The 15,756-nt window shown below is 44.4% G+C and carries 19 protein-coding genes; 12 read left to right on the top strand and 7 right to left on the bottom strand.

The window, feature by feature from the left end; genetic code table 11:
- The first annotated feature begins 127 nt into the window (after positions 1–127).
- The 3 genes from HCR01_RS14355 (at position 128) to HCR01_RS14345 (ending at position 1,451) form a co-directional block, all read left to right on the top strand.
- Positions 128–445, top strand: a complete 318-nt coding sequence (locus HCR01_RS14355) for a hypothetical protein (protein ID WP_193196836.1) — start codon at positions 128–130, stop codon at positions 443–445.
- On the top strand, positions 442–723 hold the full coding sequence (locus HCR01_RS14350; RefSeq protein ID WP_193196835.1) for an aspartyl protease: 282 nt from the start codon (positions 442–444) through the stop codon (positions 721–723). Before HCR01_RS14355 ends, HCR01_RS14350 begins: the two co-directional genes overlap by 4 nt.
- A 110-nt stretch (positions 724–833) precedes the next feature.
- Entirely contained in the window at positions 834–1,451 is a 618-nt protein-coding gene (locus HCR01_RS14345) for a hypothetical protein (protein WP_193196834.1), read from the top strand.
- On the opposite strand, the gene HCR01_RS14340 is transcribed toward HCR01_RS14345, so the two are convergent.
- Positions 1,425–1,580, bottom strand: coding sequence for a hypothetical protein (locus HCR01_RS14340; RefSeq protein WP_226889342.1), 156 nt, complete (start codon positions 1,578–1,580; stop codon positions 1,425–1,427). The two genes, HCR01_RS14345 and HCR01_RS14340, sit on opposite strands and share 27 nt — an antisense overlap.
- A gap of 44 nt (positions 1,581–1,624) precedes the next feature.
- Complete coding sequence (locus HCR01_RS39970; protein WP_264299906.1) at positions 1,625–1,759, bottom strand: hypothetical protein; 135 nt, start codon at positions 1,757–1,759, stop codon at positions 1,625–1,627.
- A 349-nt stretch (positions 1,760–2,108) separates the two neighbouring features.
- Between HCR01_RS39970 and HCR01_RS14335 the strand changes: the two genes are divergently transcribed.
- The 6 genes from HCR01_RS14335 (at position 2,109) to HCR01_RS14310 (ending at position 5,563) form a co-directional block, all read left to right on the top strand.
- The gene (locus HCR01_RS14335) at positions 2,109–2,336 is read left to right on the top strand and encodes an alpha/beta fold hydrolase (protein ID WP_193196833.1); all 228 of its coding nucleotides are present in this window, start codon (positions 2,109–2,111) and stop codon (positions 2,334–2,336) included.
- Between the two features lie 44 nt (positions 2,337–2,380).
- The gene (locus tag HCR01_RS38665) at positions 2,381–2,518 is read left to right on the top strand and encodes an SDR family oxidoreductase (protein WP_226889341.1); all 138 of its coding nucleotides are present in this window, start codon (positions 2,381–2,383) and stop codon (positions 2,516–2,518) included.
- A gap of 61 nt (positions 2,519–2,579) precedes the next feature.
- On the top strand, positions 2,580–4,133 hold the full coding sequence (locus HCR01_RS14325; protein WP_193196832.1) for a GMC family oxidoreductase: 1,554 nt from the start codon (positions 2,580–2,582) through the stop codon (positions 4,131–4,133).
- A gap of 26 nt (positions 4,134–4,159) precedes the next feature.
- Positions 4,160–4,306, top strand: a complete 147-nt coding sequence (locus HCR01_RS14320) for a hypothetical protein (protein WP_193196831.1) — start codon at positions 4,160–4,162, stop codon at positions 4,304–4,306.
- Positions 4,307–4,487: 181 nt separating this feature from the next.
- The gene (locus HCR01_RS14315; RefSeq protein ID WP_193196830.1) at positions 4,488–4,961 is read left to right on the top strand and encodes a cupin domain-containing protein; all 474 of its coding nucleotides are present in this window, start codon (positions 4,488–4,490) and stop codon (positions 4,959–4,961) included.
- 50 nt (positions 4,962–5,011) lie between these two features.
- Positions 5,012–5,563 carry an alpha/beta fold hydrolase gene (locus HCR01_RS14310; protein ID WP_193196829.1) on the top strand — a complete coding sequence of 184 codons (552 nt, stop codon included), beginning with the start codon at positions 5,012–5,014 and terminating at the stop codon, positions 5,561–5,563.
- A gap of 215 nt (positions 5,564–5,778) precedes the next feature.
- On the opposite strand, the gene HCR01_RS14305 is transcribed toward HCR01_RS14310, so the two are convergent.
- Positions 5,779–6,762 carry an SGNH/GDSL hydrolase family protein gene (locus HCR01_RS14305; protein ID WP_193196828.1) on the bottom strand — a complete coding sequence of 328 codons (984 nt, stop codon included), beginning with the start codon at positions 6,760–6,762 and terminating at the stop codon, positions 5,779–5,781.
- A 300-nt stretch (positions 6,763–7,062) separates the two neighbouring features.
- Here HCR01_RS14305 and HCR01_RS14300 point away from each other — a divergent pair, with 300 nt between their 5' ends.
- The 3 genes from HCR01_RS14300 to HCR01_RS14290 all read left to right on the top strand — a co-directional run bounded on the left by HCR01_RS14300 (position 7,063) and on the right by HCR01_RS14290 (position 10,660).
- Entirely contained in the window at positions 7,063–7,203 is a 141-nt protein-coding gene (locus HCR01_RS14300; protein WP_041565237.1) for a hypothetical protein, read from the top strand.
- A gap of 224 nt (positions 7,204–7,427) precedes the next feature.
- A complete protein-coding gene (locus tag HCR01_RS14295; RefSeq protein ID WP_193196827.1) occupies positions 7,428–10,319 on the top strand; it encodes a glycerol-3-phosphate acyltransferase in 2,892 nt (963 codons plus the stop codon).
- Positions 10,316–10,660 carry a cupin domain-containing protein gene (locus HCR01_RS14290; RefSeq protein WP_193196826.1) on the top strand — a complete coding sequence of 115 codons (345 nt, stop codon included), beginning with the start codon at positions 10,316–10,318 and terminating at the stop codon, positions 10,658–10,660. Before HCR01_RS14295 ends, HCR01_RS14290 begins: the two co-directional genes overlap by 4 nt.
- Before the next feature lie 101 nt (positions 10,661–10,761).
- On the opposite strand, the gene ada is transcribed toward HCR01_RS14290, so the two are convergent.
- The 4 genes from ada to speB form a co-directional block, all read right to left on the bottom strand.
- Entirely contained in the window at positions 10,762–11,841 is a 1,080-nt protein-coding gene (gene ada, locus HCR01_RS14285) for a bifunctional DNA-binding transcriptional regulator/O6-methylguanine-DNA methyltransferase Ada (protein ID WP_193196825.1), read from the bottom strand.
- Positions 11,842–12,172: 331 nt separating this feature from the next.
- The gene (gene ilvA / locus HCR01_RS14280; RefSeq protein ID WP_193196824.1) at positions 12,173–13,684 is read right to left on the bottom strand and encodes a threonine ammonia-lyase, biosynthetic; all 1,512 of its coding nucleotides are present in this window, start codon (positions 13,682–13,684) and stop codon (positions 12,173–12,175) included.
- Between the two features lie 420 nt (positions 13,685–14,104).
- Positions 14,105–14,413, bottom strand: a complete 309-nt coding sequence (locus HCR01_RS14275; RefSeq protein ID WP_193196823.1) for a P-II family nitrogen regulator — start codon at positions 14,411–14,413, stop codon at positions 14,105–14,107.
- 257 nt (positions 14,414–14,670) lie between these two features.
- On the bottom strand, positions 14,671–15,705 hold the full coding sequence (gene speB / locus HCR01_RS14270; protein ID WP_193196822.1) for an agmatinase SpeB: 1,035 nt from the start codon (positions 15,703–15,705) through the stop codon (positions 14,671–14,673).
- Positions 15,706–15,756: the final 51 nt, after the last annotated feature.

The raw sequence follows: 15,756 nt of genomic DNA, 5'->3' as shown, positions 1-15,756 counted from the left end.
ATGAATTTGCATTAGTCATTTAAACTTATAATTGCATTCTAGGCTTGCGATCACTATTCATAAAAATTCAATAAATACCACCATTTTTAATGGTATCTTTGATTAAGAATCTTCTCAAATAAAAGCAATGACACAACTGAATTCTGATCGTAAACCCCGTAGAAAAAGATTATTTCCAGAACTTACTATCTCTCCCGAAGAACAAGCCAAGCGCCAAGCCGAACTAGAAGCGTTTCAACAGCGTTGTCGCCCGATTTTTGAGAAACTTCGCCCACAGTTAATGGAGAAGTACCATAACTGGTTTATCGTTATTGAACCAGAGAGTGGTGACTACTTTATTGATCAAGATAGCCTAGCAGCAGCACAGAAAGCGCATGAAAAACACCCACAGTCAAGATTTTTCACTTTTCGGCTAAATGAAACTGAGGTCTGTGGTCGGATATGATCCAAGGTGAGTTTGATGAAATTGGTCAGTTGTTTTTTGAAATTGAGTTGATTGCTGCCACTGGAGAGATATTACCTGTAACGGCATTACTTGATACAGGCTCAACAGAGTGGCTGGCAATTAACGACCAGGATTTAGAGGCTCTTAAGTGGCCGCTTTTTAGTGGGCGGAATGTAGTAACTGGAATGGGTGAAGCATCGTTTAATAGCTATTGGGGAACAGTAGTATTAGATGCACAAGAGTTTACTATTGAAGTCGCTACACCAAGCGCTATCTAGCGTCAAGTTTTTTAGCCTGGTTAAGTTAGCAGACTTTGGATAGACATAAACGTTAAAATTTATTAAAAGTACGGAACAGTCAAAAAAAGAGTTAAATCCAGAGTGCCCTCATGACCGCTGATTTGAAATCTACCGCTACACCTGATTTTATAAGCACCCTATCCCAGGCTGCGGCTGCGTATCGAGAACAGAGAGGCACACGTCCTAGTGCTGAAATATTAGTAAATGCGTTATTACAAGCAGAAAAAGCAGCTAAGCAACAACGGTTGACTTATTCGTTTGAGTCTCTTTTGGGTAAATGGCGACTTTGCTTTGCTACTGGTACTAAGAAAGTCAGAAAGCGAGGGGGAATTGTATTAGGTAAAGGTTTGTATGTGCCTAAATTGGTAGCAATCCATATTTTCTTTAGTGCCATAGAACAAGATTTAGGTAAAGGCGAAATTGCTAATCAAGTCCAATTAGGCTCAATTTTGTTGAAGCTCACGGGGCCAGTCCAATATTTAAGTAAGAAAAATTTATTAGCGTTTGACTTTACCCAGATGCTTATCAGTCTGTTTGGTCGTGTGGTGTACAACAAGCAAATTCGCTCTGGTAAAGTTCAGTCTGAGGATTTCTATAACCAGCCCATAGCTAAACTACCTTTCTTTGCCTTCTTTTTAGTGACAGAAGATTTCATTGCAGCTCGTGGTCGTGGGGGAGGGTTAGCACTCTGGATTCGAGAAACTTGAAGATACTCCCCAATCGGTAATCGCTGCGTTCTGCCATTCACTTTCCCAACCTAATTCCAGTTCATCTACTAGAGAACAAGCTGTCGCTAATGCTGCATCTTCTTGTTGCTTTCGCCATTGTTCTAACAATCTGTTTGTTAAATTGTCGGCGATAAGTTCTCTATGTTTGTTCGCTATAACGACTCAAGTTGGGTATTGTTTATCTTGCCACAGGCAATCACAATAGTGGCAAACAGTGTCGTCAATGCTTTTATCTGAGGTTTGCGGAAAATCCCCATTTTTGTCAGTAAACTTTGTACAATTTCCATACAGCTATCGATCCGGTGCCTGTTTGTTCTAATTAGCACCTTAATGGTTCGATAGCTTTCTTGTCGATTTCCTCAACTCAAAATTGTCCGGAGTATTAGTATAGGTAGATTGATTTAAACTACAAAACCCTAAACTCTACCATAAAATAATTTTGCAAGAAGTCTATTGAGTAAAGATTTATTGCATTTTTAACTTGAATTATACAGCTCATACATTTCAAACATTTATACAGACATGAACTTAATCATCTGTATGTCATCGTTAAAATAGTTACCGTTTATTGCACATTGATTAATTGTTCTGTTTTATCCTTCAATCGCAGCCAACAAATACTCAGGAGAAACGCTCATGACAATTCACAGGATTAGCCAAAACATTCCTGAATCTGAGTTGGAAATCTTTGAAGCGGCTGAAGGCGGAGGACATTTCATATTCATCGAGAATCCAGACAAGTTCAATCGACGAGTTTTGCAGTTTCTATCGCGATCACTTGAAGCTAACCAGGAAAGGCGTACAGCAATGCTAGACACCCGATCCCTGGGGCATATAGAAACACGAGACAAAGTTGAACACTGAAAAAGTTTTTACAACAAAACGAATTCATCCCAGGAGGATGATGCATGGAAACTATTTTGAAGAACATCGCCGTTCCATCCGGCGAACGTAGATCTCTCCAAGTGCTGTTTCTGGCATCCGAAGAGTCGAGCTACATGACGGGTGCCGACTTCGTTGTAGACGGTGGCTATATTGCAAGCTAGTCCCGCACGTTGATGCTGATTTAGCTGTATTAAACAACTTATTCATCAAAAGGAGAATCGTATGACTCACTATGACTACATCGTGATTGGAGCTGGTTCGGCAGGCTGCGTAGTTGCCAACCGTCTGACAGAAGACAGTAAAACAAGAGTGTTATTACTTGAAGCGGGCAACCCGGATACGAAACCGGAGATTCAAATCCCGTCGAAATGCCTGAGCTTACTAGGCTCAGAGGTGGACTGGGGATACTTCTCTGAACCAGAACCGTACCTAAATAATCGCAAAATCTATTGTCCTCGTGGCAAAGTTTTGGGTGGCAGCAGTTCGATTAATGTCATGATTTATATTCGAGGTAATCCTCAGGATTATGACCACTGGCAAGAATTAGGTAATCCCGGTTGGAGTTACCAAGATGTATTGCCATATTTCAAGAAATCCGAGAACCAGCAACGCGGAGCTGACGCATACCACGGTGTCGATGGCGAGTTGAGCGTTACGGATCTGATTTCCCCTGCGATAATATCCCAACGCTTTGTTGATGCAGCGGTGGCACTGGGACATCACAACAATCCTGATTTCAACGCGATACAGCAAGAAGGTGCAGGACTCTATCAGATGACGATTAAAGATGGTAAGCGGCACAGTACCGCTGCTGCATTCCTGGTACCAATTCTTGATCGTCCTAATTTGACAACAACTACAGGAGCGTTGGTGACTCGATTGTTGTTTGAGGGAACCCGCAGCGTTGGGGTAGAGTATGTACACGAGGGAACGCTGCACCAAGTCCGAGTTAACCGGGAAGTGATTTTAAGTGCTGGCGCATTCGATTCGCCTAAGCTGCTGATGCTTTCCGGCATTGGTGATGCAGAACACCTGCAAGCATTTGGTATCTCTGTAGTTGTTGATTTGCCTGGTGTTGGTCAAAACCTCCAAGATCATGTTCTCGTTCCCATAACCTATCAGGCAACTCAGGATTTACACGCTGCAATCAGCAGTTCGATCGGTGAAGCCGGATTGTTTTTGCATAGTGAGGGTAATCTAGACACTGCGCCAGATTTACAATTTTTCTTCGCTCCCATTCTGTGGGCACTTCCTGGGTATACCAACTCTGGTTTGGGATTCACTGGTATGGTCAGTTTGACTCATCCCCAAAATATTGGTAGTGTCAGTTTACGATCGCCCGATCCAAAAGATGCACCGCTTATTCGGATGAACTATCTCCAAAGTAAATCCGATGTGCAAAAGCTAATTGCCGCGATTAAATTAATGCGCGAATTGTTTCAGACAAGTGCCTTTGATGAGTTTCGAGGCAGAGCAGTCGCTCCTGGTGCAGATGTTAACAGCGATGAAGCCCTCGAAGCGTACATCCGAGAAACGTGCGGTACGGTGTTTCATCCTGTCGGCACTTGCAAAATGGGCACTGACTCAATGGCGGTTGTAGACCCCGAATTACGGGTACATGGAGTTGAGGGATTGCGTGTTGTCGATGCATCAATTATGCCAACTTTGACCACAGGAAATACGAATGGGCCGATAATTGCGATCGCTGAAAAAGCAGCCGATTTAATGAAAGTCCCAGGTGGCGTTTCACGGCAAAGACCTTTAGCGATCGCGTAGCCTAAGAATGAGAGAAGAATCGCACAATGAAAAGAGCGATCGCTCAGTTTTTAGGAGAATCGATGATCGTGATGCTCGATCGATTAAGTCCAGATGAAGTGACAGCACTAGAACTGGCAACGGGTGTACCGAAATGCTTGATTGAAATATGCCTAGCACAACAGGAAACATGAGCGCGCCAGCCCAATATGAGATGCCAACAGTGCTTCAACGAATGTCTGAGGCCATCAACGCACACGACGTTGACGCGGCAGTAAACAAATTTTTGTTGCTGCGAGCAACGCTGAACAGATTTCGATAGAACGACTGAAAAAGTTTTTACAACAAAACTAATTTATCCAAGGAGGATGATTCATGGAAACTATTTTGAAGAACATTGCAGTTCCATCTGGCGAAGGCAGATCGATCAAGGTGCTGCCAGGAGAAACGGTAATTTTCAAAGCGGTCAGCGCGGACACGGATGGTGCTTACACCTTGATTGAAGTCATCGACGAGCCGCAAGCGGGACCACCCTTTCATCTGCATCGACGCGAAGACGAAGCGTTTTATATTCTGGAGGGAACCTTTGCCTTTCAGATTGGCGATCGCGCGCTGACGGCAACTACAGGTTGTTTTATGACCGCTCCCAAAGGCGTTCCGCATTCTTACAAGAATATTGGTACCACACCTGCAAGAATGCTTACCCTCTTCGTCCCAGCAGGCATCGAAAACTTCTTCGAGGATCTGTCGAAGCTCACTGCCGCAGGCACCTTGGACATCGATAGCATTGTCGCCGTCTCAGCGAAGCAGGGAATTGAGGTGGTGTCTCCACCGCCCGAACATGGATGATGATTTAGCAACTGCAATCAACCACTCATTGATCAATTAGAGAAAAACAAATGACTTCTACATCCGAGAAGTTCGATCAAAGTTTTACTCACCATACGATTCAGGTGAACGGTGTGCGGCTGCACTATGTGGTCGGTGGCAAGGGCGATCTTGTAGTGCTCCTGCATGGCTATGCTCAAACCTGGTATGAGTGGCGCAAAATCATGCCCGCTTTGGCAGAGCATTACACCGTGATTGCTCCTGACTTGCGGGGCGCGGGTGATTCAGACAAGCCTCTGACGGGCTATGACAAGCGATCGCTGGCAAACGATATCTATCAGTTAGTCAAACAGCTTGGGTTTCAACAGGTTTATTTGGTGGGACATGACATTGGGCTGATGGTTGCCTACGCCTATGCCGCCGCTCATCCCGATGACGTGAAGCGTTTAGTAGTCATTGATGCACCGATTCCTGGCGTTGAACCCTGGGAAGAAGTGATCACCAGCCCGATGGTTTGGCACTTTGCCTTTCATGCTGTTCCTAACCTGCCAGAGGCACTAGTAGCTGGACGAGAACGCACCTATCTTTCGACTGAGCAATTACGCTTTCAGCATAATTCGTAATTGATAATTCGTAATTCGTAATTGCAATCAGTGGGGGCTTGTACCCTTTTAATTACGAATTACGTTAGCACGCGCAGCGGGGCGTAGCCCCAGAGCGAATTAGTAATTATTTGGTCAGTAATTCATCTGGCAGTGAAATAGAGATTTTAGCCATATCCTACCCAGAGTCATATAAGTAGTATGAGCTAATTCTCTGGGTTTTCAGCCAACCATCCTTATAAACTATTGACTACAGACTTATTTTGCGGCGCATCCCCTAATAATTCTAAAAGCGATCGCTCCATAACTTTACTCACAAGCTGATTGCCTTGCAAGTTGAGGTGAATATGATCGTGATACAAGCTTTGTGGGTTGGTAGTTGAGTTAAATATCGGTAGAAAATCTATATAAGTAATTTGTTGCGCTTGAGTAAAATCACTGAGACGCTGACGTGCTTGAATTTCGTAATCGCGGGAACCTGTTTCGCCAAGTTCTCGAAGTAAGGGAGTCATCACTAAAAGAAATTTACTGTTGCTTTGACTAGTCAACGCTTGAATTTTGCCGATCGCCTCTAAATTAAAACCAACGCGATCGCCTGGTTCATTATTCACTGCTTTCATTTCGGGAATTGGCTTTTGTGTGAAGACATAACGCCGTAATACTTCCACCAATGCCAGAGCAGGTGTACTATCTGGATAGTTGCGATCGCGTCCCACTGGCAAAGAAGTAGGAGCAGTAGCAAACAAATCATCAGTATTAATTAATAACACCACCGCCTGCGCGTTAAAATTGCTAAACTTCTCTAAATAGGCTAGTTCGTTTCTTGGCCCCCAAGAGTTGGCTGAAGCATTCAGCACTTCTACTTCCTGGTAATTCTGATTGATTGCTGATGTTAAAGAACGCATCATCAAGCTAGATATTGTATTAGCTTGGTCTGTCCACCAGCCACCATTAGCGATCGAGTCCCCTAAGAGTAGCACTCGCAGTGTAGAGGGTGCAGGTGTCTTTGGGATTGGCGCACCTCGCATAGAATATTGATTAATCTCAATGCGATTACCAAAGCGCCGGGTACGCTGGTTAGGAGCTAACAAATAACCAATCTCTGCGTCACCAATGTAAATTAGCGGATTACCAAAGCCAAAGAGCGATCGCAATCCGATCTCTATCGCCACAAAAAATCCCACAATCACTGCCAAAATTATACTCAGCACCACTTTCACCTCAGAATTTTTAAAATCTCGCTAAGACTTAAAGTAATAAATTATACTACAATTTATTTTTTGCTTGACTGGCAAACAGTTAATACTATTAAGTGAAATTACGTTAAACTATCAACGTATCAGTTAAACCTATGTATAAATAAACGAACTACCTCTATAGGAGTAAGTAATTTTGGTGATGGAAAAGTTGCAAACTTTAAACAAAATAGAATTAGTAATTTAACGTTGTCCGCAAATAGAAGGACTACAATCAAAACGGACAAATGCTTCACGCTGTGACGAAGGAGGAATTATCAAGCTATGTCCGACTTAAATCGCGGAATTATGAAATTTGAGGGTGCAGATTCACCAAAAGTAGTCACTATTTCTACTGTGTTGCTTTTGGGGTCGATCGCCGCTCTGATCATTTGGGCCCTGCAAGCCGCCTATGCGCTAAACTAAAATCATCAGTAGCTTAGAAAAAGGACATTGGTGAAAACGGTTTCCGTCGTAGCCAAGTGTCCAACGTCTAACTAACAAATAAAAGCCCCTGACAACCATCAAAATTTCATAAAAACTTTAGATATGAGATTTGAGATTTTAGATGGAAAATTGAAATCCGTCTTGAAAAGTTTGCTAGGTCGGGAAACCCTCTTTACGACTTTTCGCAAAATCCAAAATCCACAATGTTTGACCTTTGGGGCGCTTTAGTTATTTTAATTGCCTGTCCCCTCTTGGGCGGATTACCACTGATTGGGTGGATCACCTCCGCCCTGAAGCAGAAGCAATTATCGCAAATTGGTACAGGAAACGTTAGTGTCTCCGCTGCGTTTTACCACGGTGGCACATTCGTAGGTATTCTGGCAGTTTTGTCAGAAGCTTTAAAAGGAGTTGCAGCAGTATTACTTAGTCGTGCTTTCTTCCCAGCGGGATCGCCTTGGGAATTGATTGCCCTCATCGCCCTGGTAATCGGTAGGTACTGGATGGGCAGAGGGGCAGGCACGACAAATGTTGTTTGGGGCTTTCTGGTACACGATCCACTTGTGTCAGGATTTACACTTTTTTTTGCAGCCATCAGCTTTTTAATCCTGCGCTCAAGACAGATAGTGAAATTCGGGGTTTTGATTTTATTGCCCCTATTTGTGACATTTTTGCACGTTGGTGATATCCCCAGAATGATGGCTGCTACTGCCCTTGCTGGGTTACTGGGCTGGATTTACACAAAAATTCCCGATGACATGAACCTCTCAGCCCAAGAGGCACAAACAGAGTCGCAACCGATGTTGGAATTTTTGCGCGGCGATCGCGCTATTCTCTCTTTAGACGAAGAGTTAGATGCTGCCATAGTTGGAGAAAAGGCAGCCACGCTATCTCAAATTAAGCGCTGGGGCTACCCAGTACCTAAAGGGTGGGTACTTGGCCCAGGTGATGATCCCGCGTCAACAGAATTTCTCCAGCCATCAGAATTATCACCCTTGGTGGTGCGTTCCTCCGCCATTGGAGAAGATTCAGAACAAGCTTCCGCCGCTGGTCAGTATGAAACAGTTTTGCATGTTACTAGCCAGCAGGAGTTACAAGAAGCGATCGCTCAAGTTCAAGCTTCTTACAATCATCCATCTGCTGTGCAATATCGACGCGATCGCGGTTCAAATGATACAGCAATGGCAGTGCTGATTCAACAACAAGTCCAAAGCGTATATTCGGGAGTCGCTTTCAGCCGCGATCCCATTACTCAGCAAGGTGATGCGATCGTCATCGAAGCCCTTCCGGGTAGTCCGACACAAGTTGTTTCTGGTAAAGTTACACCAGAACAATATCGCGCTTTTGTCGTTGAGACAGAAAATTTTTCCTCTGTGCAATTAGAGGGACAAGGACGAATCCCCCAAGCATTAATCAAACAAGTAGCATACTTAACCCGCCGCCTGGAAAAGCGTTATCACGGCATTCCTCAAGATATCGAGTGGAGTTATGACGGGCAAACACTGTGGGTGTTGCAAGCTCGACCGATTACCACTTTACTGCCCATCTGGACGCGCAAAATCGCCGCTGAAGTGATTCCTGGCGTGATTCACCCTTTAACTTGGTCGATTAATCGTCCCTTAACTTGTGGAGTTTGGGGAGAAATTTTTACTTTAGTTTTAGGCGATCGCGCTCTTGGCTTAGATTTCAACCAAACAGCAACTCTGCACTATTCTAGAGCTTACTTTAATGCATCTTTCTTAGGGGAGATTTTTCGCCGCATGGGATTGCCGCCGGAAAGTCTAGAGTTTTTGACTAGAGGAGCCAAAATGAGCAAGCCGTCCTTAGAGTCAACCTGGGAGAATTTACCAGGACTGATGAGGTTGCTAAGGCGGGAATTAAATTTAGACCAGGACTTTAAGCAGGATTATCACAATCGATTTATTCCAGAATTGTCACAACTGGCGCAAGAAGATATAGATGATCTGGATGCATCGAAGTTGTTGGAACGAATTGACCGAATCTTGGAGTTACTGCATCGTGGGACGTACTACAGCATTTTAGCCCCTTTAAGTGCAGCATTAAGACAGGCAATTTTTCGCGTCAAAGATGGGAAAATTGACAACAGCGTTTCCCCAGAAGTGGGAGCATTGCGATCGCTCAGTGCTTTAGCCGCAGATGCTAAACAGGTATTAATTAAGTTTGAGCCAGGTAAAGTATTTGAGGAGTTGGCGCAAACCCCAGAGGGAGAGAAGATTCTACAACAGTTTGACGAGTTGCTTCAAGATTATGGCTATTTAAGTGAAGTGGGAACTGATATTTCCGTTCCGACTTGGCGAGAGAATCCTCAACCAGTCAAGCAGATGTTTGTGCAGTTGATGCAGGGAAATGAACCACAAACTGACGCTGTTGACCAGATCAATCTCGTCTTACCAAAAAAGCCAAAGCGCTCTTTTGTACAGCGACGTGTGGATCTTAAAGGGCGAGTTACCGAAGTTTATTCGCGGCTATTAGCTGAATTGCGTTGGAGTTTTGTAGCGTTAGAGAAAATTTGGTTAAAATCAGGTTTGCTCAAGGAAACTGGGGATATCTTTTTTCTCGAATTTGATGAAGTCCGCCGTCTAATTGCGGGTTCTGATTCCAAGTTGATTGCTCAGTTAGTTAAATTGGTGGAATTAAGGCGATCGCAATTCGTACAAGATAGCGAGTTTAATCAAATACCGCTTTTAGTCTATGGCAATGCGCCACCTCATCCCTTAGCTCCTTCTGCTATCTACTCTGACCAAATTTTACAAGGTATTCCCGCCAGTCACGGTCAAGCTGAAGGACGGGTGAAAGTGTTGCGAAATTTACAAGATATACCGCAGATAGATCGAGAGACGATTTTAGTAGTTCCTTACACAGATTCCGGCTGGGCCCCCTTCTTAGTAAGGGCTGGAGGTTTAATTGCTGAAGCTGGAGGACGACTTTCTCACGGGGCGATCGTGGCACGTGAGTATGGAATTCCCGCTGTTATGGATGTTCGCGGTGCTACATGGCTTCTGCAAGATGGTCAACGAGTACGGATTGATGGCTCTAGGGGTATTGTGGAACTATCCAACGATTTAAGACCGGAATGATTAGTACTTCCCTAAAAGACTTACCAGAAGAGTCTGTTTCCCACAATCCTGAAATCAAGAAAAAAGTAATGTTGAGGTTAGGCGATTTACCTCACCTAACTAACTTTTCTCAAGCACGTTTTGCGCCCGGACAAAGCGCACCAGGACACGCGCATCAGGATATGTGTGAGGTTTTCTTTGTGGAAGCTGGTTCAGGCGTAATTCACATTGACGGTAAAGAAAACCTCTTGCTTCCAGGAACCTGTGTAGCGGTAGAACTGGGGGAAGTTCACGAAATAGTTAATACTGGCTCAACTGAGCTTGTTCTCACTTACTTTGGTTTGCGGGTGGAAAAAGCGTAATTATTTAACCTGCTTTGATAATAGGCACTGGGAAAGAGATATTTTCATTCCTTCGTTGTGAACACAAGATGCTAACGGTAGCATCTCAATGAGTGCAATGTTCATGTTCGTGCTTCTCGTTCAAGAAGCGTGCGTTTGCGTTCGACGCCCCATCGATAGCCCGACAATGCCCCGTCATGACGTACAACACGATGGCAAGGAATCGCTACTGCTAAGGCATTTGCACCGCAGGCCTGGGCAACTGCTCGCACCGATTTCGGCAAACCGATGCACTTGGCGATGTCAGTATAGCTCGCCGTCGAGCCGACTGGAATCTTCAGCAACGCTTGCCATACGCGCTGCTGGAAGGCAGTGCCGCGGATATCGAGAGGTAAATCTAGCCCTAATGTCGGCGCTTCGACAAAGCCCACCACTTTCGAGACAATCTGCTCAAACTCGGCGTCCCCGCCGATTAGATTGGCCTGTGGGAATCGGTTTTGCAAATCGCGTGTCAGTGCATCTGGATCGTCGCCTAGAAAAATGGCGCAAATCCCGCGATTGCTTTTGGCAACGAGAATCGATCCCAAAGAGCATTCGCCGACAGCAAAGTGTATATCTGTATGAACGCCACCGGCACGATAATTTGAAGGTGTCATACCCAATACCTGATCTGATGTTTCGTAGAACCGTCCGTTGGAGTTGTACCCGGCGTTGTAAATTGCTTGCGTCACCGTGTCACTCTTGTTGAGCGTATTCCGCACCCGCTTGTTGCGATGAGCCGCAGCGTATTCTTTCGGCGTCAGTCCAGCGATCGCTTTAAACACACGGTGGAAGTGATAGGTGCTCAATCCTACATGCTTCGACAGTTGTTCGAGACTAGGTATTTCTTGGGAATTTTCAATGAGCCGGCAAGCGATCGCAATTTTCGCGGTATGCTGTTCGAGAAGTGAGGTTTGATCAGGCTTGCAGCGCTTGCACGGGCGGAACCCAGCTTCTTCGGCATCCTTGCAAGTCGCATGGAAACGCACATTTTCCGGTCGCGCCAGACGCGCGGCGCACGAGGGACGGCAGTACACGCCAGTAGTTTTGACTGAGTAGTAGAATTTGTTATCTGCTTTAGGATCGCGGGCGACAACTGATGCCCAGCGAATATCGTTCTCCGTTGCCGCTGCAAGCTGGGCGTTTTTCGCTGAGATGTTCATAGCGTTCCTTTCAACGATTCGCGTTATGACTATAAATCTAACAGCGGTGTTTGTGCCTGGCACTCCGGTTTTTGCTTTCAAATTCGTGTGGGTCTAAATATTTATTTTTTTGCGTTATGGAGAAAGCGGGATGATTTGTCTCACGCAGAGGCGCAGCGAAAAGTTCTGTTCGCGTAGCGTCTCCGTCAGGAGAAGGAGGGTTTCCCGACCTAGGAAACTTTTCAAGACAAAGGCGCGGAGAGGATGAGGAGTCATTTGTCATTTATTAGGACGCACAAGCAGAAGTTAGTTATTTTCCTCCTTATCATCCTTGTCCCCAATCCCCAGTCCTCTAGCCTAAAAACAGCTTGTATGCAGGATTCTGGTTTTCATCCCAATAGCGATAGCCAAGGGTATCCAGAAAAGCTTGCCACTCCTTCATTTCTTGGGGGGGAACCTGGATACCGACGACAATTCGCCCGTAATCTGCCCCATTGTTGCGGTAGTGGAACATGCTGATATTCCAGTTGGGACTCATGGAAGTGACGAATTTCATCAACGCGCCGGGACGTTCGGGAAACTCAAAACGATAGAGCAATTCGTTGTGGGCGAGAGGAGAATGCCCACCAACCATGTGGCGCAGGTGTAATTTTGTCAGTTCGTCATCAGTTAAGTCAATGGTTTTAAACCCGCAGGCTTCAAAAGTTTCTGCCATTTTTACCGCGTCAGCACGATTTTGAATCTGTACACCCACAAAAATATGGGCTTCTGTTTTATCGGCAATGCGATAGTTAAACTCAGTCAGATTACGTCTACCAATACATTCACAAAACTGGCGAATACTGCCTCGTTCTTCGGGAATTGTAACTGCAAAGATGGCTTCGCGGCGTTCGCCAAATTCTGCTCGTTCTGCGACAAAACGCAAGCGATCAAAGTTCATGTTAGCGCCGCAAGCTACTGCAATTAATGTTTGTCCCTGAATTTGCTCCCGTTCTGTGTAGGCTTTGGCAGCTGCGATCGCCAATGCACCCGCTGGTTCTAAAATTGAGCGTGTATCCTCAAACACATCTTTAATCGCAGCACAGGTGTCATCTGTATCCACCAAAATGATGTCATCTACATACTGCTGACACAAACGAAAAGTTTCTTCACCCACTTCCCGCACCGCTACCCCGTCGGCAAATAAGCCTACTTGAGGCAATCGTACCCGATGCCCAGCTTTTAGCGATTGATACATGGCATTAGCATCCACTGGCTCAACGCCAATAATTTTGATTTCGGGACGCAACCGTTTCACATACGCCGCAATCCCAGAAATCAATCCGCCACCGCCAATTGCTACAAAAATTGCATGGATGGGTTGCTGACATTGCCGCAGAATTTCCATGCCAATTGTTCCCTGTCCGGCAATCACATACGGATCATCAAAGGGGTGAATGAAGGTTAAACCCTTTTCCGCTTCCAGTTGACGGGCGTAAGTGTATGCATCATCGTAGGTATCCCCATGCAATACTACCTCTCCCCCACGTGCTTTAACCGCATCTACCTTGACCTGGGGCGTTGTCACTGGCATAACAATCATCGCTCGTGTACCCAACTGACGAGCACCAAGAGCAACCCCTTGAGCATGATTACCAGCAGACGCAGCAATTACACCCTGTGCCAGTAAATCATTTGACAGATTCACCATTTTGTTATATGCGCCCCGCAGCTTAAAGGAAAATACTGACTGCATATCCTCTCGCTTGAGTAGGAGTTTATTATTCAGTCGTGCAGAGAGATTCGGGGCATATTCCAGTGGTGTTTCCTGGGCAACATCGTACACACGGGCGGTCAGGATTTGTACCAGGTAGTCGCAATACATGGGTGTCAAGGGGTAGCAGATGACGGATGGATGATAATTTTACCGCTACTTGTGTACTTGTTTTGTAGAGGTTATTTGCGATCGCCTATCATCACTACTAGAAAGCCACAGCAATTTAGAAAGTCATGTTCATAAATGGAAGTGCTGTAAGAGCGATCATACTCAGATTAAATTAAGAATTATTTCCACCAGAGCAAATGTATCTTGTCAACAAAATTAGTCTATTATCAATAAACTCCTAAATAATCGTACTAAGCGCAGCTTATCAACTCAATATCAAGTTTCTGTTCTTAATATATTGAGATGAGAAATAAGCAAACGCGATCAATCCGATTAGTTTGTTTGCTTTACAAGCCAAGCTTTTTGTCAATATATTTTTGTAAAGTTTAAGATACATTTGTCTGAGGGAATAGATGCCGGTTAATCCATCAAAGCTTCGACATTTTGGCGGAAGGCAATCAAAGCATGAGGGGTTTGATAGTCTGCAATTGAGGAAAAGATCGCATCTGATACTTCCGGTAACACAATCGTTTTAACTTCAATGTTGGTGTTATAACCTGCTATATCTCCCATCTGTCTGCCGTGGCTACCTACACCCCTAGTTGGGGTCAGGGTATAGCCAGTTGCGCCTAGGCTTGTTAGCATCTGGAGAATACGCTCTTGCAATACTGTTTGACCAATGATGGTGACTAAGACAGCGGGTTGGACGCTCTTGGATTCGGAGGACATGGAAAAACTCCTGATTATTTTTTTCTTGGCAAACTTTTAATTATATCAGGGCAAACACATTTTTGCAATATAAATAGTTTATTATCAATAAACTTCTAAATAATTGCATTAATCACAGTTTATCGACTGAAATACTAAATTTTTCTTGTTACTTGAAATAAGTGAACCCTATAAAAACAATTATTTTTCTTTTATGGGTAAGCTTGGCTTTTTGCCAATGTATTTTTGAAAAATTGAGATCGTTTGCTCTGTTATCCTTACTGAGATAAATCCATCAAATTCGCTAGCTTATAAACTATCCGCGCACCTACATTACCATCCCATTCAGCATCGCCAACTTCGCAGATATCAAAGCCAATAATTTTGCGATCGCTATTTACTAATTCCCGGAACAGACAAAATGTTTGCTCTAATTCCAGTCCACCAGGAACAGGAGTACCTGTATTTGGACAGAGTTTTGGATCAAGTCCATCCACGTCAAAGCTAATGTGAATGTATTCCGGTAAATGACTGATAATTTCGCGGCATAAATCAATCCAAGTCGTTCCAGAGTAAAGCTTTTGTTTAATGGCTGGGTCGTAATAAGCAACGATGCGACTATTCGATTCGTCAATTATTTGCACTTCATCATGACAAATATCGCGCAAGCCTACCTGTACTAACTTAGAAATTTGCGGTATTTTCATCGCATTAAACATAATAGATGCATGGGAGAACTCAAATCCCTCGTATGCATCGCGTAAATCTGCGTGTGCGTCAATGTGCAAAATCCCAAAGTTGGAATATTTAGCTGCTAATGCTTGGTAATAACCTAAAGGTGAACTATGATCACCCCCAATTACTGCAACTCGCTTCCCATTATTAATTGCTTCTTTACACTGTGCAAATAGCCATTGATTTACCTGTTGGCCAGCTTGGTTAATTTCTGTTAGCACAGGTGTTAAATCTGGTGAATCTGCTAGTTGTTTACCTTGCGCTAATCGTTCGATAATTTTTGCAGCCTCGGCGCGATAGTATTTATTTTTCTCTAAAATATCTTGGGAAATTTCCGGCATAAAAATTCCCTGTTTCCAGCCATCAGGATGATCGAAATCAAACAAATCCAGTTGAGTCGAAGCGTCCAAAATTTGCTGTGGGCCGTTAGCAGTGCCAGCACCATAAGAAACGGTGACTTCCCACGGAACGCCAAAGACAATCAGATTTGCAGACTCGTAGTCAAACGGTAAACCCAAGAGGTTGCCATTGATTTCACCTATACCGCTGGGATTGTAATCCTGAAGTTGATTACTCATAGAGTATTTTTTGAATTTATGTGAGTAGACAGCACGCTGACCGATGAACAC

Source organism: Nostoc sp. MG11, assembly GCF_014904695.1.
GTDB lineage: Bacteria > Cyanobacteriota > Cyanobacteriia > Cyanobacteriales > Nostocaceae > Komarekiella.
The sequence above is the reverse complement of the archived record's forward strand: the minus strand, read 5'-3'. Positions and strand labels throughout refer to the sequence as shown.